This is a genomic window from Herbiconiux sp. A18JL235 (assembly GCF_040939305.1).
Taxonomy (GTDB): domain Bacteria; phylum Actinomycetota; class Actinomycetes; order Actinomycetales; family Microbacteriaceae; genus Herbiconiux.
Map to the genome: position 1 here is coordinate 2,996,508 of NZ_CP162511.1, position 26,347 is coordinate 3,022,854.

28 protein-coding genes are annotated in these 26,347 nt (G+C 70.4%); 14 read left to right on the forward strand and 14 right to left on the reverse strand.

What is annotated here, in order from left to right; all coding sequences use genetic code 11:
- Nucleotides 1-95: 95 nt before the first annotated feature.
- Both ABFY20_RS14000 and ABFY20_RS14005 read left to right on the forward strand, forming a co-directional pair.
- Complete coding sequence (locus tag ABFY20_RS14000) at nucleotides 96-1,301, forward strand: MFS transporter (protein WP_368496835.1); 1,206 nt, start codon at nucleotides 96-98, stop codon at nucleotides 1,299-1,301.
- A 49-nt stretch (nucleotides 1,302-1,350) separates the two neighbouring features.
- Nucleotides 1,351-2,193, forward strand: a complete 843-nt coding sequence (locus ABFY20_RS14005; protein WP_368496836.1) for an aldo/keto reductase — start codon at nucleotides 1,351-1,353, stop codon at nucleotides 2,191-2,193.
- Between the two features lie 68 nt (nucleotides 2,194-2,261).
- Here ABFY20_RS14005 and ABFY20_RS14010 read toward each other — a convergent pair whose 3' ends face one another.
- A complete protein-coding gene (locus ABFY20_RS14010; RefSeq protein WP_368496837.1) occupies nucleotides 2,262-3,107 on the reverse strand; it encodes a helix-turn-helix transcriptional regulator in 846 nt (281 codons plus the stop codon).
- Between the two features lie 160 nt (nucleotides 3,108-3,267).
- Between ABFY20_RS14010 and ABFY20_RS14015 the strand changes: the two genes are divergently transcribed.
- From ABFY20_RS14015 to ABFY20_RS14025, 3 genes are all read left to right on the forward strand, one after another.
- The gene (locus ABFY20_RS14015) at nucleotides 3,268-4,206 is read left to right on the forward strand and encodes an SDR family oxidoreductase (protein WP_368496838.1); all 939 of its coding nucleotides are present in this window, start codon (nucleotides 3,268-3,270) and stop codon (nucleotides 4,204-4,206) included.
- A 65-nt stretch (nucleotides 4,207-4,271) separates the two neighbouring features.
- Entirely contained in the window at nucleotides 4,272-4,523 is a 252-nt protein-coding gene (locus ABFY20_RS14020; RefSeq protein WP_368496839.1) for an Arc family DNA-binding protein, read from the forward strand.
- Entirely contained in the window at nucleotides 4,520-4,936 is a 417-nt protein-coding gene (locus ABFY20_RS14025; RefSeq protein WP_368496840.1) for a type II toxin-antitoxin system VapC family toxin, read from the forward strand. Before ABFY20_RS14020 ends, ABFY20_RS14025 begins: the two co-directional genes overlap by 4 nt.
- Before the next feature lie 24 nt (nucleotides 4,937-4,960).
- On the opposite strand, the gene ABFY20_RS14030 is transcribed toward ABFY20_RS14025, so the two are convergent.
- Complete coding sequence (locus tag ABFY20_RS14030; RefSeq protein ID WP_368496841.1) at nucleotides 4,961-6,016, reverse strand: G5 domain-containing protein; 1,056 nt, start codon at nucleotides 6,014-6,016, stop codon at nucleotides 4,961-4,963.
- 71 nt (nucleotides 6,017-6,087) lie between these two features.
- Nucleotides 6,088-7,773, reverse strand: a complete 1,686-nt coding sequence (locus tag ABFY20_RS14035) for an MFS transporter (protein WP_368496842.1) — start codon at nucleotides 7,771-7,773, stop codon at nucleotides 6,088-6,090.
- Between the two features lie 138 nt (nucleotides 7,774-7,911).
- On the opposite strand from ABFY20_RS14035, the gene ABFY20_RS14040 reads away from it, so the two are divergent.
- Nucleotides 7,912-8,658, forward strand: coding sequence for a hypothetical protein (locus tag ABFY20_RS14040; RefSeq protein ID WP_368496843.1), 747 nt, complete (start codon nucleotides 7,912-7,914; stop codon nucleotides 8,656-8,658).
- Between the two features lie 125 nt (nucleotides 8,659-8,783).
- Here ABFY20_RS14040 and ABFY20_RS14045 read toward each other — a convergent pair whose 3' ends face one another.
- The 7 genes from ABFY20_RS14045 to ABFY20_RS14075 all read right to left on the reverse strand — a co-directional run bounded on the left by ABFY20_RS14045 (nucleotide 8,784) and on the right by ABFY20_RS14075 (nucleotide 16,390).
- Nucleotides 8,784-9,593, reverse strand: a complete 810-nt coding sequence (locus tag ABFY20_RS14045; protein ID WP_368496844.1) for an SDR family NAD(P)-dependent oxidoreductase — start codon at nucleotides 9,591-9,593, stop codon at nucleotides 8,784-8,786.
- 2 nt (nucleotides 9,594-9,595) lie between these two features.
- Nucleotides 9,596-10,474, reverse strand: a complete 879-nt coding sequence (locus ABFY20_RS14050) for an SMP-30/gluconolactonase/LRE family protein (protein WP_368496845.1) — start codon at nucleotides 10,472-10,474, stop codon at nucleotides 9,596-9,598.
- A 2-nt stretch (nucleotides 10,475-10,476) separates the two neighbouring features.
- Nucleotides 10,477-11,631 carry a sugar ABC transporter substrate-binding protein gene (locus tag ABFY20_RS14055; protein WP_368496846.1) on the reverse strand — a complete coding sequence of 385 codons (1,155 nt, stop codon included), beginning with the start codon at nucleotides 11,629-11,631 and terminating at the stop codon, nucleotides 10,477-10,479.
- 113 nt (nucleotides 11,632-11,744) lie between these two features.
- Nucleotides 11,745-12,701, reverse strand: coding sequence for an ABC transporter permease (locus ABFY20_RS14060; protein WP_368496847.1), 957 nt, complete (start codon nucleotides 12,699-12,701; stop codon nucleotides 11,745-11,747).
- Nucleotides 12,694-14,220 (reverse strand): sugar ABC transporter ATP-binding protein, encoded by a 1,527-nt coding sequence (locus ABFY20_RS14065; protein WP_368496848.1) that lies wholly within the window; start codon nucleotides 14,218-14,220, stop codon nucleotides 12,694-12,696. Before ABFY20_RS14065 ends, ABFY20_RS14060 begins: the two co-directional genes overlap by 8 nt.
- Nucleotides 14,217-15,110: an IclR family transcriptional regulator gene (locus ABFY20_RS14070; protein ID WP_368496849.1), complete on the reverse strand. Its 894-nt coding sequence runs from the start codon at nucleotides 15,108-15,110 to the stop codon at nucleotides 14,217-14,219. The genes ABFY20_RS14065 and ABFY20_RS14070 overlap by 4 nt, the downstream gene beginning before the upstream one ends.
- The gene (locus tag ABFY20_RS14075) at nucleotides 15,107-16,390 is read right to left on the reverse strand and encodes a M20 family metallopeptidase (RefSeq protein WP_368496850.1); all 1,284 of its coding nucleotides are present in this window, start codon (nucleotides 16,388-16,390) and stop codon (nucleotides 15,107-15,109) included. Before ABFY20_RS14075 ends, ABFY20_RS14070 begins: the two co-directional genes overlap by 4 nt.
- 152 nt (nucleotides 16,391-16,542) lie before the next feature.
- Between ABFY20_RS14075 and ABFY20_RS14080 the strand changes: the two genes are divergently transcribed.
- Nucleotides 16,543-16,851, forward strand: coding sequence for a muconolactone Delta-isomerase (locus tag ABFY20_RS14080; protein ID WP_368496851.1), 309 nt, complete (start codon nucleotides 16,543-16,545; stop codon nucleotides 16,849-16,851).
- On the opposite strand, the gene ABFY20_RS14085 is transcribed toward ABFY20_RS14080, so the two are convergent.
- Nucleotides 16,844-18,031 carry a mandelate racemase/muconate lactonizing enzyme family protein gene (locus tag ABFY20_RS14085; protein WP_368496852.1) on the reverse strand — a complete coding sequence of 396 codons (1,188 nt, stop codon included), beginning with the start codon at nucleotides 18,029-18,031 and terminating at the stop codon, nucleotides 16,844-16,846. The two genes, ABFY20_RS14080 and ABFY20_RS14085, sit on opposite strands and share 8 nt — an antisense overlap.
- Nucleotides 18,032-18,090: 59 nt before the next feature.
- Between ABFY20_RS14085 and ABFY20_RS14090 the strand changes: the two genes are divergently transcribed.
- From ABFY20_RS14090 to ABFY20_RS14105, 4 genes are all read left to right on the forward strand, one after another.
- On the forward strand, nucleotides 18,091-19,053 hold the full coding sequence (locus tag ABFY20_RS14090; RefSeq protein ID WP_368496853.1) for an aldo/keto reductase: 963 nt from the start codon (nucleotides 18,091-18,093) through the stop codon (nucleotides 19,051-19,053).
- Nucleotides 19,050-19,793, forward strand: coding sequence for an SDR family NAD(P)-dependent oxidoreductase (locus ABFY20_RS14095; RefSeq protein WP_368496854.1), 744 nt, complete (start codon nucleotides 19,050-19,052; stop codon nucleotides 19,791-19,793). Before ABFY20_RS14090 ends, ABFY20_RS14095 begins: the two co-directional genes overlap by 4 nt.
- Before the next feature lie 109 nt (nucleotides 19,794-19,902).
- A complete protein-coding gene (locus tag ABFY20_RS14100; protein ID WP_368496855.1) occupies nucleotides 19,903-20,319 on the forward strand; it encodes a RidA family protein in 417 nt (138 codons plus the stop codon).
- A complete protein-coding gene (locus tag ABFY20_RS14105) occupies nucleotides 20,316-21,485 on the forward strand; it encodes an aminotransferase class V-fold PLP-dependent enzyme (protein ID WP_368496856.1) in 1,170 nt (389 codons plus the stop codon). The genes ABFY20_RS14100 and ABFY20_RS14105 overlap by 4 nt, the downstream gene beginning before the upstream one ends.
- Here the strand turns inward: ABFY20_RS14105 and ABFY20_RS14110 are convergent.
- On the reverse strand, nucleotides 21,482-22,252 hold the full coding sequence (locus tag ABFY20_RS14110; protein WP_368496857.1) for a DUF429 domain-containing protein: 771 nt from the start codon (nucleotides 22,250-22,252) through the stop codon (nucleotides 21,482-21,484). The genes ABFY20_RS14105 and ABFY20_RS14110 overlap by 4 nt on opposite strands.
- A gap of 95 nt (nucleotides 22,253-22,347) precedes the next feature.
- Here ABFY20_RS14110 and ABFY20_RS14115 point away from each other — a divergent pair, with 95 nt between their 5' ends.
- From ABFY20_RS14115 to ABFY20_RS14125, 3 genes are all read left to right on the forward strand, one after another.
- The gene (locus ABFY20_RS14115) at nucleotides 22,348-22,830 is read left to right on the forward strand and encodes a GNAT family N-acetyltransferase (protein WP_368496858.1); all 483 of its coding nucleotides are present in this window, start codon (nucleotides 22,348-22,350) and stop codon (nucleotides 22,828-22,830) included.
- Between the two features lie 291 nt (nucleotides 22,831-23,121).
- Complete coding sequence (locus tag ABFY20_RS14120) at nucleotides 23,122-24,201, forward strand: putative oxygenase MesX (protein WP_368496859.1); 1,080 nt, start codon at nucleotides 23,122-23,124, stop codon at nucleotides 24,199-24,201.
- Nucleotides 24,198-25,226 (forward strand): methionine synthase, encoded by a 1,029-nt coding sequence (locus ABFY20_RS14125; RefSeq protein WP_368496860.1) that lies wholly within the window; start codon nucleotides 24,198-24,200, stop codon nucleotides 25,224-25,226. The genes ABFY20_RS14120 and ABFY20_RS14125 overlap by 4 nt, the downstream gene beginning before the upstream one ends.
- A 66-nt stretch (nucleotides 25,227-25,292) precedes the next feature.
- On the opposite strand, the gene ABFY20_RS14130 is transcribed toward ABFY20_RS14125, so the two are convergent.
- Both ABFY20_RS14130 and ABFY20_RS14135 read right to left on the reverse strand, forming a co-directional pair.
- A complete protein-coding gene (locus tag ABFY20_RS14130; RefSeq protein WP_368496861.1) occupies nucleotides 25,293-25,829 on the reverse strand; it encodes a GNAT family N-acetyltransferase in 537 nt (178 codons plus the stop codon).
- A 65-nt stretch (nucleotides 25,830-25,894) separates the two neighbouring features.
- Nucleotides 25,895-26,314: a MerR family transcriptional regulator gene (locus ABFY20_RS14135; RefSeq protein ID WP_368496862.1), complete on the reverse strand. Its 420-nt coding sequence runs from the start codon at nucleotides 26,312-26,314 to the stop codon at nucleotides 25,895-25,897.
- Nucleotides 26,315-26,347 lie beyond the last annotated feature (33 nt).

A 26,347-nucleotide genomic window follows, 5' to 3' on the forward strand; every position in this document is an offset into this window, starting at 1 on the left:
TTAGCCGCGCTGACGAGACGGTGAAGCATCCTTCGGGTGTCCAGAGGCGCCGGAGCGGCTTCGACGCCCGAGGCGGCGACTAGACTCGTTCGGTTATGAGCAGCTACGCCACCCTCCTGAAGACACGCGGAGTCGCGCGTATCATCGCTGCTCAGCTCACCGCGCGTTTCCCGTTCGGCATGCTGTCGTTGGCGTTCCTGCTGCACATCGAGCACACCTACGAGTCGTACGGTGTGGCGGGTCTCGTGCTCGCGGCGCTCAGCATCGGGCAAGCGATCGCGGGGCCGTTGACGAGCCGGTTGATGGGCGTCTGGGGGATGCGACCGGTCATCATCACCACGATGATCATCTGCGCCCTCGCCATCACGACCATCGCCCTGTTCCCCATCGGCATCGCCGCCGACATGGTCGTGGCGTTCATCGCAGGACTCACGATGCCGCCCATCCAGCCGGCGGTGCGCACCATCTACCCCAAGATGGTCAACTCGCAGCAGCTCACTCCGCTGTTCTCCCTCGACGCCTCGGCGCAGGAGATCATCTGGATCCTCGGCCCCGTCGTCACCACCTTCGTCTCCCTGCAGATCGGCACCGCCTGGGGGATCCTGCTCGCGGTGGCGTTCCTCATCGGCGGGGGAATCTGGTTCGTGACGAGCCCCGAGCTCGGCCGGGTGCGCATCCCGAGGTCGAAGCGCAAGCTCGGTGTGGTGCTGAAGAAGCCGCCCGTGCTGCTCGCGACGATCGTGGGCTTCCTGCTCGTGGCGGCATGCGCGGCCATCGAGGCCGGGGTCGTCTCGACCTTCGGCGAAGGGGGCGCGGAGGCGGGCTTCGTGCTCGCAGTCTTCGCCATCGGCTCACTGGTCGGCGGCCTCGCGCTCGGTCACAAACCGATCGGGCCCTGGGCGCTGGCGCGCCGCATGGCGATCGTGTTCATCGGCACCGCCATCGCCGCCGCGTGGCTGAATGTGTGGTGGCTCGCCGTCACGCTCTTCATCGCGGGAATCGGCATCGCACCCGCCCTCGCGGTGATGTTCGCCATCGTCTCGGCGAGTGTGCGCTTCAGCGACACGGCGGAGGCCTACGGATGGGTCGGCACCGGCCAGCTCATCGGCGCGGCCCTCGGGTCGTCGCTCGCCGGCTTCCTCATCGACGGCATCGGGTCGGTGGGCGCGTTCCTGGTGGCGGCGGGGCTGGCGCTGCTCGGGTTCATCGTGCCGTTCGTCGGCAAGCGGTTCCACCCCGACCTGCGCGGGCGTGACGCGAGCCCCATCCCCGACACCGAGCCCGTGGGCATGGTCAACTGACCTCCGCCGTCCCGGCTCCTCGCGAGCCGGTGTCTGCTTGACTGGGCTCATGGTCGACGCGCTCTCACCGCTGCTCACCCTGAACGACGGCGCCCGCATGCCGCAGCTCGGTCTCGGCGTGTACAAGACGGGCGACGACGAGGCGGCGGATGCTGTGGCCTTCGCCCTGCAGAACGGCTACCGTCTCGTCGACACCGCGTCGATGTATCTCAACGAACGCGGCGTCGGCGAGGGAGTGCGGCGCAGCGGGGTGCCGCGACAGGAGGTGTTCGTCACCACCAAGGTGTGGCACACCGACAACGGCTACGACTCGACGCTGCGCTCCTTCGACGAGTCGCTCGCGGCCCTCGGGCTCGACTACGTCGACGCCTACCTCATCCACTGGCCTGCACCGCTGCGCGACCGCTACGTCGACACCTGGCGAGCGCTCACGACGTTGAAGGCGGAGGGGCGGGCGAGGTCGATCGGCGTCGCGAACTTCCACCCGAAGCACGTCTCGAGGCTCATCGACGAGACCGGGGTGGTGCCGGCGGTGAACCAGGTGGAGCTGCATCCGTGGCTTCCCCAGCACGCGCTGCGCGCCTTCGACGCCGAGCTCGACATCGTCACGCAGGCGTGGTCGCCCCTTGCCCGCGGCCACGTGCTCGAGCCCGCGCACGGCGGTTCGGTGCTCGCGCAGTTGGGCGAGAAGCACGGGAAGAGTCCCGCGCAGATCGTGCTGCGCTGGCACGTGCAGAGCGGCATCGCGGTGATTCCGAAGTCGGTGACGTCGGCGCGCATCCGGGAGAACATCGACGTGTTCGACTTCGTGCTCGACTCCGACGACCTCGGCGCTCTCGCCGCGCTCGAGACGGGAGAGCGTACGGGGGTCGACCCCGACGAGCGCAACTGAGGGGCGGGCGTTCGCTCTGGGGTGCGGGCGTTCGATCGCGTGTGCGGCGTTCTATCGCGCCCGATGCCTCAGCCGCGCAGCGCCTGCGGCCCGATCACCGAGAGCAGCTGCAGCTTCTCGTAGCTCTCGCTGCCCGGAACAGCGGTGTAGACGAGGAGCATCTGCGAGCTCTCGGCGTCGAGGAGGCTCTGGCAGCTGAGCTCGAGCTCTCCGAGTTCGGGGTGCACGAAGTGCTTCGTGTCGCGGGGGCGTAACCCCACCTCGTGCAGCGCCCACGTGTCGCGGAACTCGGCGCTCCGCTCCTGCAGCAGCTCGACGAACTGCGCGGCCCGCGAACCGGAGCCGCGTTTCGTGGCGAGCTCGCGGAGGCCCGCGGCGAACAGGCGGGTGAGGAACTCGTGCTCCTCCGTCGCGTAGAGCGCGCGGGTCGACGGGTCGGTGAACCAGCGGAACCCGAGGCTGCGTTCGGGCCCGCTGAACCGCGTGAGGTCGCCTGTGAGTGCGACGCCGAGTCGGGTCTGCCGCAACGTCTCGCCCAGTTCGGTGACGATCTCGGCGGGGGTGTCGTCGAGCCGGTCGAGGATGCGCAGCATACCCGGGCTGATGTACTCGGCGGCCCCGCCCCTGGCGGGCGGGTTGTGCCCGGCGAGCCGGAACAGGTGGTCGCGCTCGGCGAGCGAGAGGTGGAGGCCCTGGGCGATCGCGGTGACCATCTGCTCCGACGGCTGCGGGCCGCGTTCGCGTTCGAGCCTCGAGTAGTAGTCGGCCGACATGTTGCAGAGCACCGCGACCTCCTCGCGGCGGAGCCCGCTCGTGCGGCGACGCACTCCCTGGGGCAACCCGACGTCGCTCGGCTGCAGCGACTCGCGGCGTCGGCGGAGGAACTCCGCGAGGCCGGCTCGGTCGATCTCCATGCGATGCCCTCTCGTCGCCCTCCTTTCTATACGACCGCGCGATGCGCATCCACGGACCAGCGATCCCAGGATGCGGAGGTCCTGAACGCGGGCTCGCCGCGACGGGAGCATGGGTTCATCGCACCTCGCCACCGCCGCAACCCCCTCGAAGGAGCCCGACATGCCTCGCCCCCACCCCGACATCTCCCTCCCCGACCTCACCGGCCGCCGCGCCCTCGTCACGGGGGCGAGCGACGGCATCGGACTCGTCATCGCCACCCGCCTCGCCGTCGCAGGCGCGTCGCTCCTCCTGCCGGTGCGCAATCGCGCCAAGGGCGAGCGTGCTGTGGCGACCATCCGCGACTCGGTTCCGGATGCGGCGGTCACCCTGCACGACCTCGATCTGTCGTCGCTCGGGTCGGTCGCCGCCCTCGGGGAGGCGCTCCGCGCATCCGGAGACCCGATCCATCTGCTCGTCAACAACGCGGGCGTGATGACCCCGCCCGACCGCCAGGAGACCGCCGACGGCTTCGAGCTGCAGTTCGGCACCAACCACCTCGGCCACGTCGCGCTCGTCGGCGAACTGCTGCCCCTCCTCAGGGCCGGGAACGCCCGGGTGACCTCGCAGATCAGCGTCGCCGCCAACTCAGGAGCCGTGAACTGGGACGACCCGAACTGGATGCATGCCTACAACGGCATGCGCGCCTACAGCAGCTCGAAGATCGCCTTCGGCCTCTTCGCCCTGGAACTCGATCGGCGCAGTCACGCCGAAGACTGGGGCATCACCAGCAACCTCGCCCACCCGGGCGTCGCTCCGACGAGCCTGCTCGCGGCGCGCCCCGAGCTCGGGCGGTCTTCCGACACGGCAGGGCGCCGGCTCATCCGCTTCCTGTCGTCGCGGGGCATTTTGGTGGGTACGGTCGAGTCGGCAGCCCTTCCCGCCCTCTACGCCGCCGCCAGCCCGGATGCGGTGGGCGGCCACCTCTACGGCCCCCGCGGCCCCGGCCACGTCGGTGGCGCCCCCGCCGAGCAGCCCCTCTACTCACGCCTCACCTCCCCCGCCGACGCCGCTCGCATCTGGGACCTCTCCCTGCAGCTCACCGGCGTGCCCATCCGCTGAGGAGGCCGCTCTACGGCTTGGACGGGTGATGCTATCACCGCTATCATCGGTGCTGGGAGGCCAAGATGGCGGCGATCATAGTGAGAAACCTCGACGACGATGTGCGGAACCGCCTGCGCGAGCGCGCTGCCAGCCACCAACGCTCGATGGAGTCAGAAGTCCGCGCGATCTTGACCGAGGCGGTCGCCGAGCCGGGACTCGCGCAGGCGTGGCTGGAGCTCGCGTCCGAGGTCCGCTCCGTCGGCCGCGTGAGCGGCGACGAGGACGAGCTCGTGCTCCCAGCTCGGTCTCTTCCGCGGAAGATCGACTTCTCGTGATCGTGCTCGACACGAATGTGCTCTCGGAGCCACTTCGGCCGAATCCGTCTCCGGGGGTCGTCGACTGGCTTGCCGGGCTGCACGAGCCGGTGGCCATCACCTCTGTCTCTTTGGCCGAGCTCTGTCGTGGGGCGGGCGCACTCCCCCGCGGTCGCCGCCGCCAGCGACTCGAGGAAGGTATCGAGAACGTGGCGCGGGCTTTCCGCCGAGACCTGCTCCCCTTCGAGGGGAATGCTGCGCGAACCTACGCGCGCATGGATGAGGCCCGCACTCGTGCCGGCCGACCACTGAGCGTCGAGGACGGCATGATCGCAGCCATCTGCGCCAGCACGGGCGCGACCCTCGCCACGAGAAACGTCTCCGACTTCGAAGACCTCGACATCGACCTCGTCAATCCCTGGAACCTGGGCTGAGCAGTCCTGCGTGAGCGCGCGGCCTCAGTCGCAGGCGATGCCGTCGCCGTCGCGGTCGAGGTCGTAGATGTCGGAGCCGATGACCTGCACCGGGCCGCGCACGTAGGAGGGGCCGTTGCCGCTGCCGCCGGCGCAGTCGACGTCGGAGTCGATGGGGACGCAGGCGCCGGCGTAGTTCGGGTCGCATCCGCCACCGGGTGCGGCGGCTTCGGGCTGCGGCTCGGGCTCCGGGGCGGGCGGGGGTGGCGGCTGCCGGGTGCCGATGGCGGTGACCTCGTCGACGGGCGCGACGGTGACGGTCTCCGACACGAGGCGGCGGGCGGTCTCGACGCCGTCGACGACCGTGAGCTCCCAGCGGGTCACCTTCTGGCCGGCGACTCCGGCGGTCACGACCACGTTCGTTCCGACGTCGACGTTCGGGTCTTCGTAGGTCGATGCCCCGAAGGCGATGGCCTCGGGCACGTCGACCATGACGAGCGACGGGGCGGGCCTGGGGGTGGAGGTCGGCTTGGAGGTCGCCGTCGGCTTCGGGGTCGCGGTGGGTTCGGATGCGCGGGTGGGGTCCGCCACCGACTCCTGGCCCGTTCCGCTCTGGGCGCTGATGGCCGCGCCGTCACTCTGCCCGCCGGCGAGCTCGGTGGCGACCGGGCGCGGCGCCACCAGCGCACCGAGCAGGAGAACGGCGACGGAGATCCCGAGGGCGGCACCGCCGGCTCCCTTCGTGCGCGGCAGGTTCAGCCATCCCGCCCGACGGGTGGCGAGCGTGTAGACGCCGGCGCCCACGCCGAACAACGCCACGACGATGAGGAAGCCGCCGAAGCCGGTGCGGGTCGCACCGATGAGTGCGAGGAGCACGGCGATCGCCGCGACGATCCAGGTGGTGAGGCTCGGGCGCCAGCGCTTCGTCGCCTGCCCGCCGCGAGCATCCGGTGTCGGCGTCGGCAGCGGCGGGAAGGGCGTGTCGGTGGTCTGCGCCCAGGCGGTCGTGAACTCGGTCCATCGGGTGCCGTCCCACCAGCGCTGCTGGCGGGGGTCTTTCGGGTCGGCGTACCAGCCGGGGGCAGCGGGAGGAGTCGTCATCGGGTCTTCGCATTCGGGTCGGGGTCGCCACCACGGGCGACCTACCGAAGGCTACGACTGTCGACCAGTGCTCAGACAGCCCCTTTTTCGGGGGTCTTGCGGCCGCGAGGAGCCGCCTCGACCCCACCGGCGGCACCCGTGGCGGAGCCCCCACCGAGCGACAGCGTGGCGGCGAAGCCGATCGCGAGGAAGGCGGCGGCGGCGAACGCCGAGTACTTCGTGCCGTCGGAGAACGCGATCTTCGCATCCTCGACGGTGTCGGCCATCGTCGGGTCTTTCTCGAGCCCCGCGATGGCGGCTCCCGAGCTGTCGACGACCTGCGACACCACTTGCTCCCGCGTCGCATCCGGAACTCCGCGGTCGGACAGGCGCGCGTCGAGCTGCGCGCCCGCCGTGGTGAACAGCACCGTGCCGAGGATGGCGATGCCGAGCGCCGAACCGATCTGCCGCGCCGTGCTCTGCGTGCCGGAGCCCTGCCCGCTCTGCTCGAGCGGAACATCCTTCAACACGACGCCGGTGAGCTGCGCTGTGGCGAGACCCACCCCGAAGCCGTAGACGAACAGGAAGGGGATGAGGAGCCCCCACGCGGTGTCGGGCCCGATCACCACGCCGAGGCCCGCGACGCCCACGATCTCGGCGGCGAGGCCCACCCGCACGATGACGACAGGGCGGATGCGGTTGCCGAACGCGCCGGCGAAGCCGGAGGCGACGAACGACCCGACGGCGAGGGCCAGCAGGATGAAACCCGTCTGCAGGGCGTCGAAGCCGAGCACGTTCTGCAGCCACAGCGGCAACGAGAGGATGATGCCGAACTCGCCGAGCGACACGATCATGGCGGCGATGTTGCCGTTGCGAAAGCTCGGGATGCCGAACAGCGCGAACGGCAGCATCGTGCTCTCGCCGCGGCGCATGCGGCGGCGGCCCCAGAGCACGAAGACGACCCCCGCCACGACGGCGAGCGCGAAGGCGAAGGGGATGGGCGAGATGTCGAAGGGCCAGGTCCAGTCGCCGATGGCCGGGGCGGTGTCGGTGAACCACCAGCCGTAGATGCGGCCCTCGATGAGTGCGAACACGAGGCTCGCGCTGGCCACGACGGAGAGGAGGGCGCCGACGACGTCGATGCGGCTCGGTGCGCCTGGGGCGCCGACGGGCGCGCCGGGGACTGCGCCGGGCGCTGCGGCACGAGCGTCCGCCTCACGCGACTCGCGCACGAACAGCAGTGCGCCCACCACGATGATCACGCCGAGCGGTATGTTGATGCCGAACGCCCACCGCCACGAGAAGTACGTCGTCAGCCAGCCGCCGAGCAGCGGGCCGACGGCAGTCATGCCCCCGATGGTGGAGCCCCAGATGGCGAACGCGAGCGCGCGCTCACGACCCCTGAACGTCGCGTTGATGAGCGAGAGCGTGGTGGGCAGCACCATCGCGCCGCCGACACCCTGCACGACCCGGGCGCCGATGAGCAGGTCACCGCTCGGTGCGGTGGCGGCCAGGATGCTCGCCCCGGCGAACACGATGACACCGAGGATCAGCATGCGGCGTCGCCCGAAGCGGTCGGCGAGCGTACCGAAGACGAGGAGCAACGCAGCGAAGACGAGGGTGTACGACTCCTGCACCCACTGCACCTGAGTGGAATCGATCCCCAGATCGTCGATGATCGAGGGGATCGCGACATTGACGATGGTGGAGTCGACGATGATGAGAGCCACCGCCAAGCTGATGAAGACCAGTCCGAACCACCGGGTGCGTGCTGACATGCCGTCGACCTTCTCTCGATCGCCCTGTTCGATTTCGCTAATCATCTTAGCGATCTCCGCCGCGTACCGCTCGGTGGGATTGTGGGTCTCATGGGGAGTCAACAGCAACGCACATCTCTATCGACCCGGGCGACCGTCGTGGCCGTCACCGCCTCGGTACTCGTCATCACGGGCTGTACGGGCGCGGGCACACCCACCACCGACGCGACGCCCGCGCCGAACGCGTCGGCCTCCCCCGCCGCCGCCTGCGAAACGGAGGCCACTCCGTCCGCCGAGCCGGCTGCGGGCGGGGCCGAGTTCGTCACGCCCGCCTCCCTGTGCGAGATCGACGGTCGAGCGTGGCGTTCCACGGGCTTCACCTTCATCACCAACTCCACCGACTGGGGCGACGCGCAGACCCCCGAGTGCGACGCAGCGCGCGTCGATGCGTACTGGTACAACCGCGAACGTGTGCAGGAGACCCTCGCCACGATCGATCTGGAGTCGGATGCGAGCGACGCCGCGACGTCGCTCGGTCTCGTGGGCGTCGCCGTGATGCCCGTGCCCGACCCCGACGAGATCGACCGGCCGACCGACGCCGCCGACCCCGACGCCATCGTGCCACCGGCGACCCCGGCCGACGCCGTCGCCCTCATCGACGCCGAGGTCGCCGCCTGCCTCCCGGGCTCCGAGCAGACCGTCCAGGAGCACGGCCCCTGGCGGGGAGTGCGCGGCCCTGCGTCGGGCGACGACGGCGAGGTACTGAGCTGGTGGGTCGCCGGCGACACCTCGTGGGCGTGGGTGGAGGCCTACATCTCCAGCAGCCTCACCGCCGACGAGGCCGCCGAGTTCGAAGAAGCCCTCGACACCGTTCTCGACGCGCAGGCCGACCTCATCGGGGCGTAACGGCCGCGCCGAGGCGGCTACTGCACCGTCGCGGCGCGGCGCCGCGCCGAGGCGGCTACTGCACCGTCGCGGCGCACCCCACCTCCTCGCGTCCCCACCTCCCCGAGGCCAGGCGCGCCGCAGCCTTAGAGAGTACGTCCGCCGTCCACGGTCAGCACCTGCCCCGTCATGAACGCCGAGCCCGGCGTGAGCAGGAACCGCACGACCTCGACGATCTCGTCGAGCGACGGCCGCCTGCGCAGCGCTATCTGCTCGACGTCCCGCGCCTCGTCGGCACCCCCGCCACCCGCCTCTGCCCAGAGCTGCCGGATGCGCTCGGTCGGCACCGTTCCCGGCGCGACGACGTTCGCCCTGATGCCCGCCGGGCCCACGTCGCGTGCCAGGTACTTCGTGTACATGATCACCGCCGCCTTGCTCACGCCGTAGTGCGCGTACGCACCGTCGGCCGTGGGTGCGATCCCGTTGATCGACGACATCGTCACGATCGACCCGCCCCCGGCCTCCCGCATGCCGGGCACCGCCGCGGTGCAGGAGTTCACCGTGGTGACGAGGTTGCGCTCGAGCGCAGTGAGCAACGAGGCCGCCTCGAGAGCACCCGCCTTGTTGTCGTGCAACGCCCCCGATCCACCGCCTGCGTTGCAGACGAGTCCGCGCACGGGAGCCCCGAAGTCGGCGGCGATCCGCGCGAAGGTTTCCCGCACCGCCTCGGCGTCGGTGAGGTCGACCTCGTACCCGCGGCTGTCGTGCCCGGCCTGCCGCAGCTCCTCGTCGGTGGTCTCGGCGGTCATCGCCGCCGCCTCGCCGTCGAAGGCCCGGTAGGAGCGCAGATCGAGGTCGACGACGGCGAGGCGCAGACCGTCGGCGGCGAGCGCGTGCGCGATGTGCCGTCCGAGCCCTCTGCCCGCACCGGTCACCACGACGACGTCGGCCGTCACGGTCACCCCTCCCACGCCCACGACACGAGCGTGCCGGGGTACCCCAGGGTCACCCACACCCGCCCGTGAGCGACGCACACGTTCGTGGGGTCGCTCCCCGCTCCGAGCGGCACCCGCTCGAGCACCCGCCCGGAGAGATCGAGCACCTGAACCTCGTCACCGCGACTGCCTGTGACGATCAGCCGGTCGCCGGCGAGGATCATCCCGTCGGGCGCCATGTGCTCGTCGAGCACCGACCAGTCCTCCGCGGGGTCGAAGCCGCCGTCGGGCCGTCGCGGGAAGCGCACGATCCGGTTCGCGTAGGAGAGCCCGACGAGCAACGACCCGTCGGGGTGGAAGGCCAGACCGTTGCAGAACCCGTCGACGGTGGCGACGACCCGGGCGCGCCCATCCGGAGTCACCGCGTAGAGGCGACCCGTCTCGAACCGCTCGAAGTCGGGGATGACCTCCCAGTTACGAGGGTCGGTGAAGTAGAGCGTCCCGTCGGTGTCGAAGACGAGGTCGTTCGGCCGCAGCGGCCCGTCGGCGAACTCGGCGAAGTCGGCGAGGTCGAGCTCGACGAGGTACTCCGCCCACTCGCCGGTGACGGGCTCGACACGGTGCACGGCTCCCGGATGCTGCGGCTCGGCGAACCGCAGCGTTCCGTCGGGCATCGGCCACACGCCCCCGTTGTTGGCGACGTAGAGTGCCCCGTCGGGCCCGAGCCGCAGCCCGTTGGGCGAGCCGGGGAACTCCGCGACGGTCTCCACTCCCCCGCCGACCGGGTCGTAGTAGCGGAGGGTGCGGTCGCGCAGGTCGACGAACGCGATGCGCCCGTCGACCAGCTCGACCGGTCCTTCGGGAAAGCCGAGGCCCTCCAGATGGGTGGTGATCTCGGGCATCGTCACTCGGCGCCCGCGACGTTGCCGAACTTCTGCAGGATGCCGGTGTCGTAGAGGTAGGTCGAGCTCTCCGGGAGCTCGGGCATCTCGATGAGCGTGTCGGTGCCGGCCTCGAAGAAGGTGTCGACGTTGTCTTTCTCGAGGATGACCATCGGCGGGCTGGTGAGCTCGGGAATGTCGGCTCCGGCCGCGGTCGCGGCGGCCATCGAGAGCAGGAACTCGCCCCAGTAGGCGAAGAAGCCCATCTGCTCGGTCACCCAGACGTCACCCTCGCGGATGTTCTTGAGCGCATCCGTGCTGCCGCCGTAGCCCGAGACCATGGCCTGCTCGGTGCGGCCCTGGTTGTCGAGGGCGCGCAGCACCCCGACGGTGGTGTCGTCGCTCACGGTGTAGATGACGACGTTGCGGTCTTTCGGAATGGTCTGCAGCGCCTGGAGCGTGGCGTCGTAGCCCGAGTCGATGGTGAGACCGAGGTCGCCCTGCAGGCCTTCGTCGGGGGTGATGACGGTGGTGGTGGGCTGGATGTCGTCGCTCGACACCTTGGTCATGCCGGGCACGAGCTCCGAGAGCTTCGCGTAGAACGCGGTGGCGGCGATGTTCACCGAGGCACCGAGCTCCGAGGCCTGGCCGATGACGACAGTCGTGTTCGACGCATCCCAGCCCCGGTCGGCCATCTGCGCGGCCATCGCCTCGGCCCCGAGGCCGGAGAGGTAGGGCTGGTCGAAGTTGAACAGCGGGCAGCCCTCGACGGGCACGTTCACGGCGATGCACGGGATGCCGGCGTCGGTGAACTTCTGGCCCACGCGGGTGGTGGCGTCGGCGACCGAGGGGAACTCGATGATGACGTCGGGGTCGGAGGCCACCATGAGGTCGGCGTTGCTCAGCATGGTGGTGGCGTCGCCGGCGTTGTCGTAGACCTCGACGGTCGCGCCGAGTTCCTCGGCCTGCTTCACGAAGGTGTCGGCCTGGTTGACGTAGACCTCGGCGGCCGAGGTGGGGATGGCGAAGGCGAAGGTGAGTCCGGTGAGGTCACCGCTCGCGAGTGCCGAGTCGGTGGCTGCGGAGTCTCCTCCGGTGCCGCTGCTGCAGCCTGCCGTGACGAGGCCGGCGACGGCGATGACGGAGACGGCGGTGAGACGGAATGCGTGACGTTTCATGGTGCGCCTTTCGGGTGATGAGGGTGATGGGAGTGATGAGGGTGATGCAGGTGAGGAGGGAAGGGTGGAGTGAGACAGGTGGTGCGGGATGCGATGGTGACGAAAGAGGGAAATCAGGCTGCGCGTCGCGCCCGTTCCTGGATGCGGCTCAGCGTCACGGCGGCGAGCAGCACGAGCCCGGTGACGACCTGCTGGTAGAAGCTCGGCACGTGCAGGATGCTCATGCCGTTCGCGATGACGCCGAGCAGCAGCACACCGATCACGGCGCCCGGCACGGAGCCGCGGCCTCCTGTCAGCGCCGCGCCGCCCAGCACGACGGCGGCAAGGCTCTGCATGGTGGTGGTCGCGCCCATCGCACCCGAGGCGGCGAGCAGCTGGCTGGCCGTGACGATCCCCGCCATCGCCGCGAAGAATCCGGAGAACACGTAGACGCTGCCGCCGATGACGGTCACCCGCACGCCGGCGAGCCGAGCCGCTTCGGGGTTGCCGCCGACCATGTAGATGCGGCGGCCGAGCACGGTGTGCGAGAGCAGCAGGTGCATGACGATCACCAGGGCGATCATGAGGAACACGTGCCACGGCACCGTGCCGATGGCGCGGTCGCCGAGCACGCCGGCCTCGGCGGGAACCGTGAGCGTCTGCCCGTTGGCCAGCGTGAACGCGAGCCCCGCGGTGATCGACATCGTCGCGAGGGTCGTGATGAGCGGGTTGATCTTCAGATGCACGATGAAGTACGTGTGCACGAGCCCGACCAGGATGCCCACCGCGAGACACACGGCCATCGCGGCGATCATGGGCACCCCCGCGGTGGTGAGGTTCGCGAAGGTCACCGCCGACAGCGGCAGCACGCCGCCGATGGAGAGGTCGAAGCCGCCCGAGATCACGACGAGCAGCTGCCCGAGCGAGGCGAGCATGATGACGCTCGCGGTGATGACGATGGTCGAGGCGTTGTTCAGCGTGAGGAAGTTCGGCGCGAAGATCGCGAAGCCGACGACGACCACCACGAGGAAGATGCCGACCGTGGCCAGGGCGGGCAGCCGTGACAGGGAGAACGAACGGGTATCAGTCATGGGAGACGGCACCTCCAGCGGCCGTTTCGAGTGCGATGCTCTTGGTCTTGCGGTCGTGGGTGAGCTCGTCGACGACACGGCCGTCGCGCATGACGACGAGCCGGTCGGTGGCGTCGATGGCCTCCTGCACGTCTGAGGTGACGAGCACCACCGCGGCTCCCTGCCGGGCGAACTCGGCGAGCTGCTGATGGATCTGGGTGCGCGAACCGATGTCGACGCCTCGTGTGGGTTCGTGCAGCACGAGCACTCGCGGGGCGGCGGCGAGGCGGCTGGCGAGCAGCACCTTCTGCTGGTTGCCGCCGCTCAGCTCACCGACCTCCTGCCTCACCGAGGTGCACCGCACATCCGTCTCCGAGGCGAGTCGTCGTGCGCCGTCGAGCTGAGCCTTGCCCTTCATGACGCCGATCGGGGTGGCGTAGCGCCCGAGCTCCATCACGGTGATGTTCTCGCTGATGGTCTGGTTGAGGGCGAGCCCGTCGGTCTTGCGCTCGGCGGGAACGTAGGCGATGCCGAGGGCGCGCGACCTGATGGGCGTCGAAGGCACGGGCGTGGTCGTCGAGGCACCCGCGCCGGGAGCCGCGCCGGCCGACACCGTGCCGGTCACCCGCCGCTCGTGCCCGCCCAGCGCGCGGGCGACCGTCTCCGCCCCCGAACCCACGAGCCCGAAGATCCCGACGATCTCCCCCGTCCGGATCTCGAGCGACACGTCGTCGATGGCGGGCTGCTGCTCCGAGGTCCAGCCGTCGAGCCGCAGCGCGACCTCGTGCGACATCGAGGACGTGGCCTGCTGGGTCGCGGGCGCCTCGTACTCGGCGCCCAGCATGAGGTTCACCGTGCGCCCGAGGGTGGTGTCCGCGGTGGCCGCGCGGTCCTCCATCCTGCCGTTCCGCAGCACGACGATCTCGTCGCTGATCTCGAACGACTCGTCGAGGTGGTGGCTGACGTACACCAGCGACACCCCGGCGGCCTTCAGTGCGCGAAGACGCTCGAGCAGGAACTCGGTCTCGCGGGCGTGCAGCGACGCGGTCGGTTCGTCGAGGATGAGCACGCGCGCGTCGCCGAGCAGTGCCTTCGCGATCTCGACCAGCTGACGCTCGGCGAGCGAGAGGTCGATCATGTCGCGCCGCACATCGATCGAGAGGCCGAGCCGATCGACGGCCTCGGCTCCCGCCTTGCGCAGCCAACGCTGCGTCACACCCCACCGACCGCGCGGCCAGTTCGGCATCATGAGGTTCTCGGCGACCGAGAGGTGGGGCACGTAGGCGAGCTCCTGCGGAATGATCTCGATGCCCTGGGCGCGCGCCTCGCGGGGGGACTTGAAGGCCACCTCCGTGCCGTCGAGGCACAGGGTTCCGTCGCTCTGCGGTGTCTTGCCCGAGATGATCGACAGCAGTGTCGACTTGCCGGCTCCATTCTCGCCCACGAGGCCGATGCAGCGCCCGGGCACGAGTTCGAGATCGATGCCCTGCAGCACCTGGTTGCTGCCGTAGCGCTTGCCGATGTCGCGCAGTTCCATCATGAGGGGTCCACCAGACGCATCGACGGGGTCTGGCGCGGGCGCCATCCGCGCTCCCGGCTGGCCGGTGTCGCCTGCTCGTTCACGACCAGCCGGCCGGAGCGCAGCATGGTCGTGGCGAGGGATGCCGCCTCGTGCACCTCGGCGGCCACGCTGGAGAACAGCGACTCGGAGCGGTTCGAGGGCACCGAGACGGTGAAGGAGCCCACCGGGTTGTTCTGGGCGTCGAAGAAGGCCGACGACACGCAGCACACGCCCTCGTGGAACTCCTCGTCGTCGATGGCGTAGCCACGGCCGCGCACCTCGACGAGCTGCGCCACGAGTGCCGGGTACGAGGTGGTGGTCTTCGGCGTGAGCGCGGCGAGCTCGACCCCCGAGAACATGGCGGCGACGATGTCTTCGGGCAGGTGCGCGAGCACGCTCTTGCACGAGGCCCTCGCATGCATGTTGCCGCTGTACCCCACCTCGAGCTGCTTCACGACGAGCGGATGCGTGCCCCCGATGAACTGCTGCATCACGATGCTGCCGTGGTACCACCCGCAGACGTAGGCGGTCTCGCGGGTCTTGTTGTGCAGGCGGCTGAGCAGCGCCGAGATCTCGGGCGACGGGCCGAACCGGGTGTCGAGGTGGTGGCCGAGGGCGCCCGCGCGAGGCCCGACGTCGTACGTGCCGCCCTCGACGCGCACCACGTAGCCCGCCTGCTTGAGCGTGCGCAGCAGGTGGTAGCAGGTGCTCGAGCGCAGCCCGATGGTGCTGGCGATCATCTTCGCCGTGGCCTGGCCGTTGCTGGTCGCCACCAGTTCGAGCACGTCGAGCCCGCGGGTGAGCGTCTGCAGCAGGGTCGCTTCGGAGCTCTGCGCGCCCCGGGCGGGCATCCGGTCGTGATCGGTCATGACAGCTCTCCTCGTTCGACGGCAGCCGACAACTCCACGAGCGTGGTCGCGAGCACCGCCGTTGCCCGCTCGACCTCGTCGTCGAGCACGTACTCGTCGACGCTGTGGGCGCGGCTGAGGTCGCCGGGGCCGAACACCACGGCGGGGATGCCCGCGCCCCTCAGCACGCCCGCGTCGCAGCCCGCGGTGAGCCCGCGCACGAGCGGTTCCTCCCCCAGCGCCCGCTGGGCTGCGGTGAACGAGCTGACGAGGGCGTTCTCGAGCGGCAGCTCCCACCCGATCGATCCGTCGTTGTCCCAGCGCAGGGTGGGCGGATGCTCGACCAGCCAAGGATCGCCGGCGGCGGCCTCCGAGACGGCGGCGGTGAGGGCGTCGCGCACCTCCTGCAGCGACTCGCCGGGAAGCACCCCGATGCGGCCCGACATGGAGGCGTGAGCCGGGACAGCGGCACGCCATCCGCCGCCGTTGAGCACGCCGATGACGAGCGGAACGGAAGTGGGCACGTGGTCCATGAGCGGGTGGCGGTGGCTCTCGGCGCGACGGGCGCCGAGGGCGTTCACCGCCTGGTAGAGCGAGACGAGCTTGGCGAGGGCGTCTTCGCCGCGCCACGGCTGCGAGGTGTGCACATCGCGGCCGGCCACCTCGATGGTGAAGAACAGCACTCCGGAGTTGGCGGGCACGACGGCGCCGTCGGTGGGCTCCATCACGATGGTGGCGAGGCGCTCGGGGAGGGCCTCGAGCGAGGCGATCGTGCCGAGACCGGTGGTCTCCTCGCCGGCGATGAGCTCGACGGCGAGGTCGAAGGCGAGTTCGACGCCGGCGTCGGCGAGTGCCTGGAGCGCGTACATCGCGCTGACGCATCCGCCCTTGTTGTCGACCGAACCGCGGCCGAAGACGGCGCCGTCGCGGCGCACGCCACCGAAGGGCGCGTCGCTCCAGTCCTCCTCGTACATCACCGGCACCACGTCGTAGTGGGCGTTGACGGTCACGACCGGCTTGCCCGTGCGGGGCCCGAACCAACCCGTGATGTTGGCGCGTTCGGTCATGCGCGGCTCGGCGAGGCCGCGCTCGGTGGCGCCCACCGCGGTGTGGGCGAGTACCTGCTGCTCGACCGGCCACCCGCGCTGCTCGAACCACGACGTGAACGCCCGGGCTGCGCGGTCTTCGTACCCGCTGACCGTCTCGAGCTTCACCACGTCGCTCAGGAACTCGAGCGACTCCTCACGACGGGCGGCGACACTCGCCGCGAGTGCGGTGGGGTGGGTGGGTGCGATTGTCACGAAGGGGCCTCCAGTTTTGGCGATGACTCAGTAAAGAGCCATGGCGGCACGGAATGCTAGTAAATGAAATCGCTTTTGCAGTATTTGAAGCGATGACGCGAGAACGTAACAAAGCCCTGCGGAGACGGGGTGCCGGATGGAAGAGTCGCACCATGGAATTCCTCGTACGCATGTCGGTGCACTGGCCCCTCGAACGCGAGCTCGCCGAGGAGCTTCGCCGGGCCGAGGGAGCCCGCGCTCGCGAACTCGCCGATGAGGGCGTGATCGTGCGGCTCTGGCGCATCCCCGGCACCACGGCGAACTGGGGTCTGTGGCGCGCCCCCGACGCCACGGAGCTGCACGCGGCACTGATGTCTCTGCCGCTCGCTGCCCATGCCGAGTTCGAGGTGCAGGCGCTCGCCGAGCATCCGAACGATCCGGCGGCGCGGCAGCAGACGCCCGCCCCGCCCCCGCCTAGCTGACCGACCAGCTCGCCGAAGCGTGCCGGGCGACCCGTTCGAAGTCGAGCGGCAGGTCGATGCCGGTCACCCCCTCTCGGGGCGTCGAGGGCCACACCACACCGTCGACGAGCGGATGCGCGGGGTCGAGCAGCGGCTGGACCGGCTCGGCTCCGATGCGCGCCGGGATGGTCTCGACGAGCCGCACGGCCGACGAGCGGGCGGCGAGCGGTGCGTGGACAGGCGCGAACACATGCGGCGCGACCCCCACCCCAGCACTCTCCGCCGCGTCGACGGCGTCGAGGGCGAAGGTGTAGCCACCGCTCGCGGTGGCGTCGACGCGCAACAGGTGCGCGAACGGCAGCAGGTCGAGGGCGCCACCGAGCCCCACGAGGTCTTCCCCCACGGCGAGCCGCAGCTCGGGTGCCCGCTCGACAAGGTGCTCGAGGGGCCGCCAGTCGGGGCCGGGGAACGGGTCTTCGATGAACGAGACGCCGAGGTCCCAGAAGCGGCGGGCGGTCTCGACCGCCGCGGGGTCGAAGGGGCGCAGCCCACCGTGCAGGTCGACGGCGATCTCGACGTGGCCGTCACCGCCCGAGCCGCGCGCGGCACCCGCAGCCGAGCCCGCCCTGCCACTCAGCGCGAGCTTCCCCACGTGCCGCCCGATGCCCGCGACGAGCTCGACGTCGTCGTCGACGTCGAGTCCGGGCACCATCACCTTCACCGTCGTCGCCCCTCCCTCGACCAGTGCGGTCACCTCGTCGAGCAACTCGCCGCGGGTGCGCGTGTCGGCGAAGTAGCCGGCCACCACGAGGCTTCCGGGCTCGGTCACCGCACGCTCACCGAGCATCCGTTGCACCGGAACGCCCGCCTCCTGCGCCACGACGTCCCAGAGCGCGATGTCGATGAGCGACGCGGCGCGCACGAACGACGCCCACCCCGGCATGAACCTCGCGCGGAGGTCTCCCTGCACGGCCCGCGGGTCGACCCCGAGCCCGCGGTCGAGCGCCGTGGCGAGGGTGCGGAGCGCCTCGAGCAGCGGCGTTCCGCGCGAGTACCCGATGGCCCGCCCGACCCGCCCGCCGTCGGTGCGCACCCGCACGACGACGTAGTCGCGGGTGGTGTAGAGCATCGCGCCGAGGCGCACGGGGCGGGCGAGAGGCAGGGGACAGAGCCAGGCGTCGATGCCTGTGACGGTCAACATCCCAAGAGTATGACGCACGCTTGGAGCGACCCCACCGCTGACCTATCGTTGCGATCATCATGCAGAACTTCACCGCGCTCGACGCCGACATCTACCCCCTGTGCCTCGGCAGCAACACCTTCGGCTGGACATCGGAGGAGGCCGAGTCGTACGCCGTGATCGACGCCTACGTCGAGGGCGGCGGCACCTTCATCGACACCGCCGACAACTACTCGTGGTGGGTCGAGGGCAACAAGGGCGGCGAGTCGGAGACCATCATCGGGCACTGGATGCGCGACCGCTCGGCCCGCGAGAACGTCGTCATCGCCACCAAGTGCGGCCGCCATCCCGAGTTCGCCGGGCTGTCGCGCTCCAGCATCCACCGCGCCGCCGAGGCCTCGCTCGGGCGACTCGGCACCGACTACATCGACATCCTGTACTCGCACCGCGACGACCCCGCGTACCCCCTCGAGGAGACCGTCGCCGCGTTCGACGAATTGCGCGTGGCCGGCAAGATCAAGGCCGTCGGCCTGTCGAACTACTCCGGCGACCGCATCGCCGAATGGATGCGCATCGCCGACGAGAACGGATTCGCCCGCCCCGTCGCCCTGCAGCCGCACCTCAACCTCCTGTTCCGCCGCGAGTTCGAGACCGATCTCCGCCCGGCGATCGAACGCTTCGACCTCGCCGTCGTCCCCTACTTCGGCCTCGCCAGCGGACTCCTCACCGGCAAGTACCGCACCCGCGACGACATCGACGCCAGCCCGCGCGCATCCATGCTCGAGGTCTACTTCAGCCCCGAGGCGCTCGAGGTCGTCTCGGCCCTGGTCGAGGTGGCCGACGCGCACTCGGTGTCGCCCGCCACGGCCGCCCTGGCCTGGCTGCGCGTTCAGCCGGGCGTCGTCGCCCCCGTCGCCAGCGCGAGCCGGGTCGACCAGGTGCAGGGCCTGCTCGATTCGACGACGATGGAGTTGACCCCCGAGGAGATGAGCCGGCTCGACGCGCTGAGCTCCGAGCTCCCGATCGAGAAGGACGAGGCATGACCGACCAGCCGAAGACCGCGATCGTCACCGGCGGCGCGAGCGGCATCGGGGCCGCCGTCGTGCGGGCCCTGCTGGATGCCGGCCACACCGTCGCGGCCCTCGACCTGAGCGCCGACGCCCTCGAGGCGGCCTGGAGCGACGAGCCGGGCGTCATCCGTCTCGCCGCCGACGTCACCGATCGCGCCGCCGTCACCGCTGCCGTGGACGAGGCGGTCGCCCGGTTCGGCGTGCCGGGCGTGCTCGTGAACTGCGCGGGCATCTACCGCGCCTCGAACCTGCTCGACACCACCGACGCCGACTTCGACGCGGTGGTGAACGTGAACCTGAAGGGCACCTTCCTCCCCTCGCAGATCGTCGCGCGGGCGATGGTCGCGGCGGGCGTGCCGGGCTCGATCGTGAACATCACCTCGGTGGCGGCGAGCGAGGCCACCGAGGAGAACGGAGCCTATGCCGCGAGCAAGGGAGGGGTGACCGCGCTGACCCGAGCGCTGGCCGTCTCCTTCGCCGAGCACGGCATCAGGGTGAACGGGGTGCAGCCTGGCCCGATCGCCACACCCCAGGGTCTCGCGGCCGTCGCCGACCCCGTCTACGCCGAGAGGATGGTGGGCCGGATGCTGCTGAAGCGTCTCGCCGATCCCGCCGAGATCGCAGCCGCCGTGGTCTTCCTCGCCGGAGACGGGGCCGGCTTCATCACCGGGTCGATCCTCACCGCCGACGGCGGAGTGCTCGCGCACCGCTGAGCCGCCGCGGTCCTCCTTCTTTACCTCCGATCCTCCTTTCCCTCCGATCCTCTTCCCCACTCGTTTCCCACTCGCGCGACCCGCGCATCCGACTCCTCAGGAGAGCGACATGACCACTCCCACGCGCTGGAACCCCGACACCGTCGCTCCGCCCATCGGCAAGTACAGTCACCTGACGTCGGTGCCCGAGGGCAAGCAGCTCGTCTTCATCGCCGGGCAGGTGGGCAACGACACCGACGGCGTGATCGCCGAGTCGGCCGAGGAGCAGACGGTGCTGGCGCTGCGCAACATCGAGCGGCTGCTCGCCTCGATGGGGGCGACCCCGGCCGATCTCGTGCGGCTGCTCACCTTCGTGTCGGGCACCGAGTCGATTCCCGGATTCGTCGCGGGGCGCGACCGGGTGTTCGCTGAATGGTTCCCCGAAGGCGACTACCCGGGGCACTCGCTCGCGGTGGTGGCGGCGCTCATCAAGCCCGAGATCCACATCGAACTCGAGGGCTGGGCGGCCGTGGACGCGCGGCCGTGACGGAGCCCGATTCGCCGCTCGCGCCCTCGGCCGCGCATCCGCTAGACCAGGCGGGCTTCCGCGCACAGTTCGACGCCCTCCGCACCTGGGCCTGGCTCGACACCCCGGGTTCCCCTCCCGGTGCGACCCCGGTGCTGCAGGCGCTCACCTCGACCCTCGGCGACTGGCAGCGCGGCGAGTTCTCGTGGCGCGACTGGGACTGGGCCGCCGAGGATGCCCGCGAGGCCTTCGCAGGCTACGCCGGCGTCGAGAGCAGTCGCGTCGCGGTGCTCGGCTCGGTCGCCGAGGGCGCGGCGACGGTCGCCGCCTCCCTCCCGCCGGGGCCGGTGGTGGTGGCCGACGACGAGTTCCGCAGCACCCTCTTCCCGTGGCTCGCGCTCGACCCGGAACGCAACCCCGTCGTGCGGGTGCCGTCGCGCGGCGGATTCACGCCGACCGACGATCTCGTCGCCGCGGTGCGCGAGGGCACGGCTCTCGTCGCGGTGAGCGACACCCTCACCTCGAACGGCGTGCGCCCCGACTTCGCGGCGCTGCGGGAGGCGACGGATGCTGTCGGCGCGCGCCTGTTCGTCGACCTCACGCAGTCGTACGGCGTCTTGCCGTTCGACATCGACGCCATCGCCCCCGACTTCGTCGCGGTGCACGGCTACAAATGGATGCTGTGCCCGCGCGGGGCCGCCTGGATGATCACGCGCCCCGACCGCCTCGCCGAGCTCACGCCCCTCCTCCCCAGCTGGAAGAGCACCGCGCCGCCGTTCGGCTACTTCGGCGGCGAGCTCGACCTCCCCTCGGATGCGTCACGCATCGACACCTCCCCCGCCTGGTTCTCCTTCATCGGCGCCCTCGCCGCGATCGACCTCCTCTCCCGCCTCGACCGCACCGCCGTCGAGCAGCACGTCACCCGGCTGGCGGCGCGCTGGTGGGAGGGTGCACAGGAGCTCGGCTTCACGCCGGTCACCCCCTTCCAGCGCACGCACATCGCCGTCGTCGACGCGGGCGCGTTCGACGGAGAGGCGATCGCCCGGCACCTCCTCGAGGCCGGCGTCAAGGCCCAGGTCTCCGGCTCCCGCGTGCGCGTCGGCGTGCACTACTTCAACGACGACGACGACATCGACCGCACGCTCGCGGCGATGGCCGGCGCGCGCCCGCAGCGGCAGGCCGACTAGTCGAGCGGATGCGCAAGGTCGCGGAGCGCACCGGTCGGCAACGCGATCCACCCCTCCCGCTCGGCCTGGGACCTGACCTCGGGCCAGGGCTGCGCGCTCGACCCGATCGCCGCGCTCCGCGCCGCGAGAGCCGCGACCAGGGCATCGAGCGCGTCACCGGAGGCGACCATCCGCTCCTCGAATCCGCCCAGCTCGATCCACGGCGCGGCCTGCTTCAGCTCGGCCAGCACGCGCCGGCGCGCATCCGCATCGACCCGATAGTTCCTCGTGTCGATCCCCCACAGCCGCAACGACGCCCCCGGGTACACCTCCACCACGAGCCCGCTCCCCGACCGATCGACCTCCACCCCGCTCTCGCCGAGCCGAGCGAGCAGCCCCGCGCACCGCATCGCCGTCAGCCCGAGCCGATCGGTCGACACACTCAGCGGCCACCGCCCCGTCACCTCTCGCGCCCGCCGGTCCGTCTCCCGGTAGGCGAGTCTCCGCCGCCACTCCATTCCCCCGTCCACCTCCCCTGCGACCGCCCGCCCCGCCGCGTGCGCTGATACGAAGTCGACGAATGCGTCCGGCCAACCCAGCGCACAGTCGATCCCGAGCTTCTCCACCCCGCCGGCCACCCCCACGATCGCCGTGTCGTCGACCCCCACCGTCACCTCGACCAGCCGCGCGCGAGCCCCAGCGCCATCGGCGCCCCTCCCTGCCCACTCCACCACCGCGAGAGCCGTCCCTGCGGCTTCAGCGGCGAGATCCACTCCGGCAGTCAGCATGCCTCCCAGTCTGCTCGTCCCACTCCGCACCCGCTCGAGCGCTCGCCGCGATCCGCTCGGGCCGGAGGAGGTGCGTCCGTGAGAGACTGACCCCGATGACCATCCGCACGGCACGAACGACCCTCGAACCCATCTCCGGGGCGCTCGCGCAACGCATCATCGATCGCGACGAGCGAGACGGTGACGCGTGGCACCCGGAGTATCCCTTCGCCGACGAGCTCGGTCCACTCCGAGCGCTCGCCGCGTCGCCCACGACCGATCCCGTCTTCACCCTCTACCTCGTCCGCGACGCACACGGTGTCGCGGTCGGAGGGTTCGGCTTCTTCGGTCCGCCCGATCACACCGGCACCGTCGAGTTCGGCTACGGTCTCGTTCCGTCGGCGCGCGGCAAGGGGCTCGCGACGGAGGCGGTCATCGGAGCCCTCGAGCACGCCGCACAGCACGGGGCCTTGCGGGCACGGGCCGACACGGATGTCGCGAACAGCGCGTCGCAGCGCGTGCTCGAGAAGGCGGGCCTCAGCGAAATCGAGCGCACCGGGACGACGGTCTCGTTCGCTCGCGAGCTCGAACGCCCCTGACGAGCCCGCGCCGCATCGAGCAGGCGGGCGCACCGAATCACGTAACGCAAAGTCATCTCCCACCACGACCCCCGCCCGCGTCGTAACCTGCTAGGGCAGTGCGAAACGAAGCCTCGCGTCCGATCTGGACACGCCTGCGACATCCGAATCCGTGGAGTCGCGCCGTCGTGGCTCTTCCCCGTCAAGGAGCACTGACATGACCAGCATGATGAGCACCCGCCTCGCCGACGCCCGGAGCACCCGCGCCTCGCGCATGTTCCGCGCCGCTCGCGACTGTGCGGGGTGCTGTCGATGACGAACCTCGGCTTCTCCCTCGACTTCACCCGCTTCGACGACGGCTACCGCCCCCTCGCCAGCTCCCGCATCACCACCAACTTCGCCAACCTCGCCCGCGGCGAGAAGCGCAAGGAGAACCTGCGCAGGGCGTTCGGCATGATCGACGAGCGTTTCGACGACCTCGCCGCCCGCATCGGCGTCGACGGCACCCGCTACGGGCTCGAGCTCGACATCGTCTCGGTGAGCCTCGATTTCCAGGATGCGGACGGCCGCAGCACCCACGACGCCGTCCCCCTCATCGAGGTGCTGCAGACCACGATCCTCGACCGCGCCTCCGGCGAGTGCCTCCCCGGCATCGTGGGAAACAACTTCTCGTCGTACGTGCGCGACTACGACTTCAGCATCCGGCTGCCCCAGCACGCGGCGAGTGCCGCGGCCGGCGAGCCCCTCCCCGCCGACTTCGGCGACCTCCACGGCACCCTCTTCAAGGCCTTCGTGCGCTCCGACGCGTTCGCCGAGCGCTTCGCGAAGCCCCCCGTCATCTGCCTGAGCGTCTCGAGCAGCAAGACGTACCACCGCACCGACACCGAGCATCCGGTTCTGGGGGTCGAGTACCGGCAGAGCGCGTACTCGTCGACCGACGCCTACTTCGCCAAGATGGGGCTCGGCGTGCGATTCTTCATGCCGCCGGGCAGCCGCGCACCCCTCGCCTTCTACTTCGACGGCGACCTCACGGGCGACTACAGCGACCTCGAACTGATAGCGACCATCAGCACGATGGAGACGTTCCAGAAGATCTACCGGCCCGAGATCTACAGCGCCACGGATGCCGCGGGGCAGGAGTACCGGCCGAGCCTCTCGAACCCCGACTTCGAGCCGACGGGCATCGTCTACGACCGCGAGGAGCGCAGCCGCCTCGCGATCGAGCAGGGGCGGTTCGCCGAGGAGCACTTCATCGATCCGCACAAGGAGGCGTTGGAGGAATGGTCGGCGGGGTTCGCGGCGCGCGAGCGCAACGTCGATCCCTTCCCCGACGGCTCCCCCGCCCACGACGCCCCCGCCCGCCTTCTCGCCCCGCAGGGAGCCCGCTCATGACCACCCTCCTCCCCACCTCCACCGCCGGCAGCCTACCCAAGCCCGCCTGGCTCGCCGAGCCCGAGAAGCTCTGGTCGCCCTGGAAGCTCGACGTCGAGGTGCTCGACGAGGGCCGCCGCGACGCGCTCCGCCTCTCCCTCTCCGACCAGCAGCAGGCCGGCATCGACATCGTGAGCGACGGCGAGCAGACCCGCCAGCACTTCGTCACCACGTTCATCGAGCACCTCGACGGCGTCGACTTCACCAAGCGGGAGACCGTGCGCATCCGTGACCGGTACGACGCATCCGTTCCCACCGTGGTCGGGGCCGTCACCCGTGAGAAGCCGGTGTTCGTCGATGATGCGCGTTTTCTCCGGTCGCAGACCGACCAGCCCATCAAGTGGGCGCTCCCCGGACCGCTCACCATGGTCGACACCCTCTACGACGCCCACTACAGGAGCCGCGAGAAGCTCGCGTGGGAGTTCGCGGGCATCTTGAACGAGGAGGCGAGGGAGCTGCAGGATGCGGGGGTCGACATCATCCAGTTCGACGAGCCCGCGTTCAACGTCTTCTTCGACGAGGTGAACGACTGGGGCGTCGCGGCGCTCGAGCGGGCGATCGAAGGGCTGACCGTCGAGACGGCGGTGCACGTCTGCTACGGCTACGGCATCAAGGCCAACACCGACTGGAAGGAGACCCTCGGCTCGGAATGGCGCCAGTACGAGGCGATCTTCCCGAAGATCCAGGCGTCTGACATCGACATCGTGTCGCTGGAATCGCGCAACTCGCACGTGCCGATCGACCTCATCGAGCTCATCCGCGGCAAGAAGGTGATGGTCGGGGCCATCGACGTGGCCACGAGCACCGTCGAGACGCCCGAGGAAGTGGCGGAGACCCTCCGCGAGGCCCTGCAGTTCGTGGATGCCGACAAGCTCTACCCCTCCACGAACTGCGGCATGGCGCCGCTTCCCCGCAGCGTCGCCCGCGGCAAACTCGCCGCCCTCGGCGCGGGCGCCGCCCTCCTGCGTGCGGAGCTGCAGGCGTAGCATCCGACCGTCCGCGATGACCAGGTGCTCGGTGAACTGAGTGGTTACCGAGCACCCGCCCTCGCGTCATTCTTCGGATGCGGATGCGGGTCGGCGCTCCAAACAGACGAGGCGGGGTCGATCGTCCCACGACGGGACCTCGACGAAACCTCGCGAGCGGTAGAGCTGCACGGCGGCCTCGCGCCAGTCCCAGACAGTCAGGCGGGTCGGCAGCGCGTGCCCGTCGAGTGCCGCGTCGAGGAGCGCCGAGCCGACCCGCCGGCCTCGCGCCGCAGGGTCGACCCAGACGCGCTTGATCTCCCGCGCATCCGGGCTCGGCTGCACGACCGCTACACCCACCGGCTCGCCCGCCAGCTCCGCCAGCAGCACGATCGCGTCGGCGTACGCCCGCCGCGGGTCGTCAACCTCACTGCGGTACCGCTCGGGCAGGTCGCGACCGTCGACGGATGCGGATGCGGACGCAGACGCAGACGCCCCCAGGCGCTCCGCCTTCTCCGCCTCCGTCTGAACGAGGTACGCCTCGACGAGGTGACTCACCGCCCTCGCGTCATCGCCCTCGACATCCGCCTCACGCACCGTCACCGAGTCCACGTCGCTCTGCATCCCTCGATTCTGACAGCGCACGAGGGCCCGATCCGAATTGCGCCCGCCGGGCCGCGCAGCCGCGCCTACGCCACCGCGCCCAGGATCGCCGACGTGCGCCCCGCCCCATCGCGCACCCGCTCGCACTCCTCCGGGCTCGAATGCTCGGTGATCTCGATCACCTCGTCAAGCCGCCGCCTGGCCACCTCGAGGTCGGCGATCACCCGCGTGATGCGGTCGCGCTCGCTGTGCAGGCTCTCGAGCATCTCGGGTGGGGCGTGCCCGGTGTCGACGCACGGCAGGATGAGCGCGATCGTGCGACTCGCGAGACCCGCCGAGAACAGGTGCTGGATGAGCCGCACCCGGTCGACGGCGACCTCGCCGTAAACCCGCTGGCCGCTCGGCGTGCGCTCGGAGTGCAGGATGCCCTGCTCCTCGTAGTACCGCAGTGCCCGCGTGCTCACGCCGGCCCGTTCGGCGAGCTCGCCGATCCTCATGTCGCTCATCGCGCATCCGTTCTCCATGTCGCCGACGCCGTG

Coding starts and splice junctions, on each gene's coding strand:
- ABFY20_RS14010 (WP_368496837.1), bottom strand. CDS start 3,107: ATGGAGATCGACCGAGCCGGCCTCGCGGAGTTCCTCCGCCGACGCCGC.
- ABFY20_RS14090 (WP_368496853.1), top strand. CDS start 18,091: ATGCAGAACTTCACCGCGCTCGACGCCGACATCTACCCCCTGTGCCTC.
- ABFY20_RS14110 (WP_368496857.1), bottom strand. CDS start 22,252: ATGCTGACTGCCGGAGTGGATCTCGCCGCTGAAGCCGCAGGGACGGCT.
- ABFY20_RS14065 (WP_368496848.1), bottom strand. CDS start 14,220: ATGATGGAACTGCGCGACATCGGCAAGCGCTACGGCAGCAACCAGGTG.
- ABFY20_RS14095 (WP_368496854.1), top strand. CDS start 19,050: ATGACCGACCAGCCGAAGACCGCGATCGTCACCGGCGGCGCGAGCGGC.
- ABFY20_RS14035 (WP_368496842.1), bottom strand. CDS start 7,773: ATGTCAGCACGCACCCGGTGGTTCGGACTGGTCTTCATCAGCTTGGCG.
- ABFY20_RS14080 (WP_368496851.1), top strand. CDS start 16,543: ATGGAATTCCTCGTACGCATGTCGGTGCACTGGCCCCTCGAACGCGAG.
- ABFY20_RS14070 (WP_368496849.1), bottom strand. CDS start 15,110: ATGACCGATCACGACCGGATGCCCGCCCGGGGCGCGCAGAGCTCCGAA.
- ABFY20_RS14000 (WP_368496835.1), top strand. CDS start 96: ATGAGCAGCTACGCCACCCTCCTGAAGACACGCGGAGTCGCGCGTATC.
- ABFY20_RS14115 (WP_368496858.1), top strand. CDS start 22,348: ATGACCATCCGCACGGCACGAACGACCCTCGAACCCATCTCCGGGGCG.
- ABFY20_RS14135 (WP_368496862.1), bottom strand. CDS start 26,314: ATGAGCGACATGAGGATCGGCGAGCTCGCCGAACGGGCCGGCGTGAGC.
- ABFY20_RS14050 (WP_368496845.1), bottom strand. CDS start 10,474: ATGCCCGAGATCACCACCCATCTGGAGGGCCTCGGCTTTCCCGAAGGA.
- ABFY20_RS14060 (WP_368496847.1), bottom strand. CDS start 12,701: ATGACTGATACCCGTTCGTTCTCCCTGTCACGGCTGCCCGCCCTGGCC.
- ABFY20_RS14055 (WP_368496846.1), bottom strand. CDS start 11,631: ATGAAACGTCACGCATTCCGTCTCACCGCCGTCTCCGTCATCGCCGTC.
- ABFY20_RS14015 (WP_368496838.1), top strand. CDS start 3,268: ATGCCTCGCCCCCACCCCGACATCTCCCTCCCCGACCTCACCGGCCGC.
- ABFY20_RS14030 (WP_368496841.1), bottom strand. CDS start 6,016: ATGACGACTCCTCCCGCTGCCCCCGGCTGGTACGCCGACCCGAAAGAC.
- ABFY20_RS14085 (WP_368496852.1), bottom strand. CDS start 18,031: ATGTTGACCGTCACAGGCATCGACGCCTGGCTCTGTCCCCTGCCTCTC.
- ABFY20_RS14005 (WP_368496836.1), top strand. CDS start 1,351: ATGGTCGACGCGCTCTCACCGCTGCTCACCCTGAACGACGGCGCCCGC.
- ABFY20_RS14020 (WP_368496839.1), top strand. CDS start 4,272: ATGGCGGCGATCATAGTGAGAAACCTCGACGACGATGTGCGGAACCGC.
- ABFY20_RS14120 (WP_368496859.1), top strand. CDS start 23,122: ATGACGAACCTCGGCTTCTCCCTCGACTTCACCCGCTTCGACGACGGC.
- ABFY20_RS14125 (WP_368496860.1), top strand. CDS start 24,198: ATGACCACCCTCCTCCCCACCTCCACCGCCGGCAGCCTACCCAAGCCC.
- ABFY20_RS14130 (WP_368496861.1), bottom strand. CDS start 25,829: ATGCAGAGCGACGTGGACTCGGTGACGGTGCGTGAGGCGGATGTCGAG.
- ABFY20_RS14100 (WP_368496855.1), top strand. CDS start 19,903: ATGACCACTCCCACGCGCTGGAACCCCGACACCGTCGCTCCGCCCATC.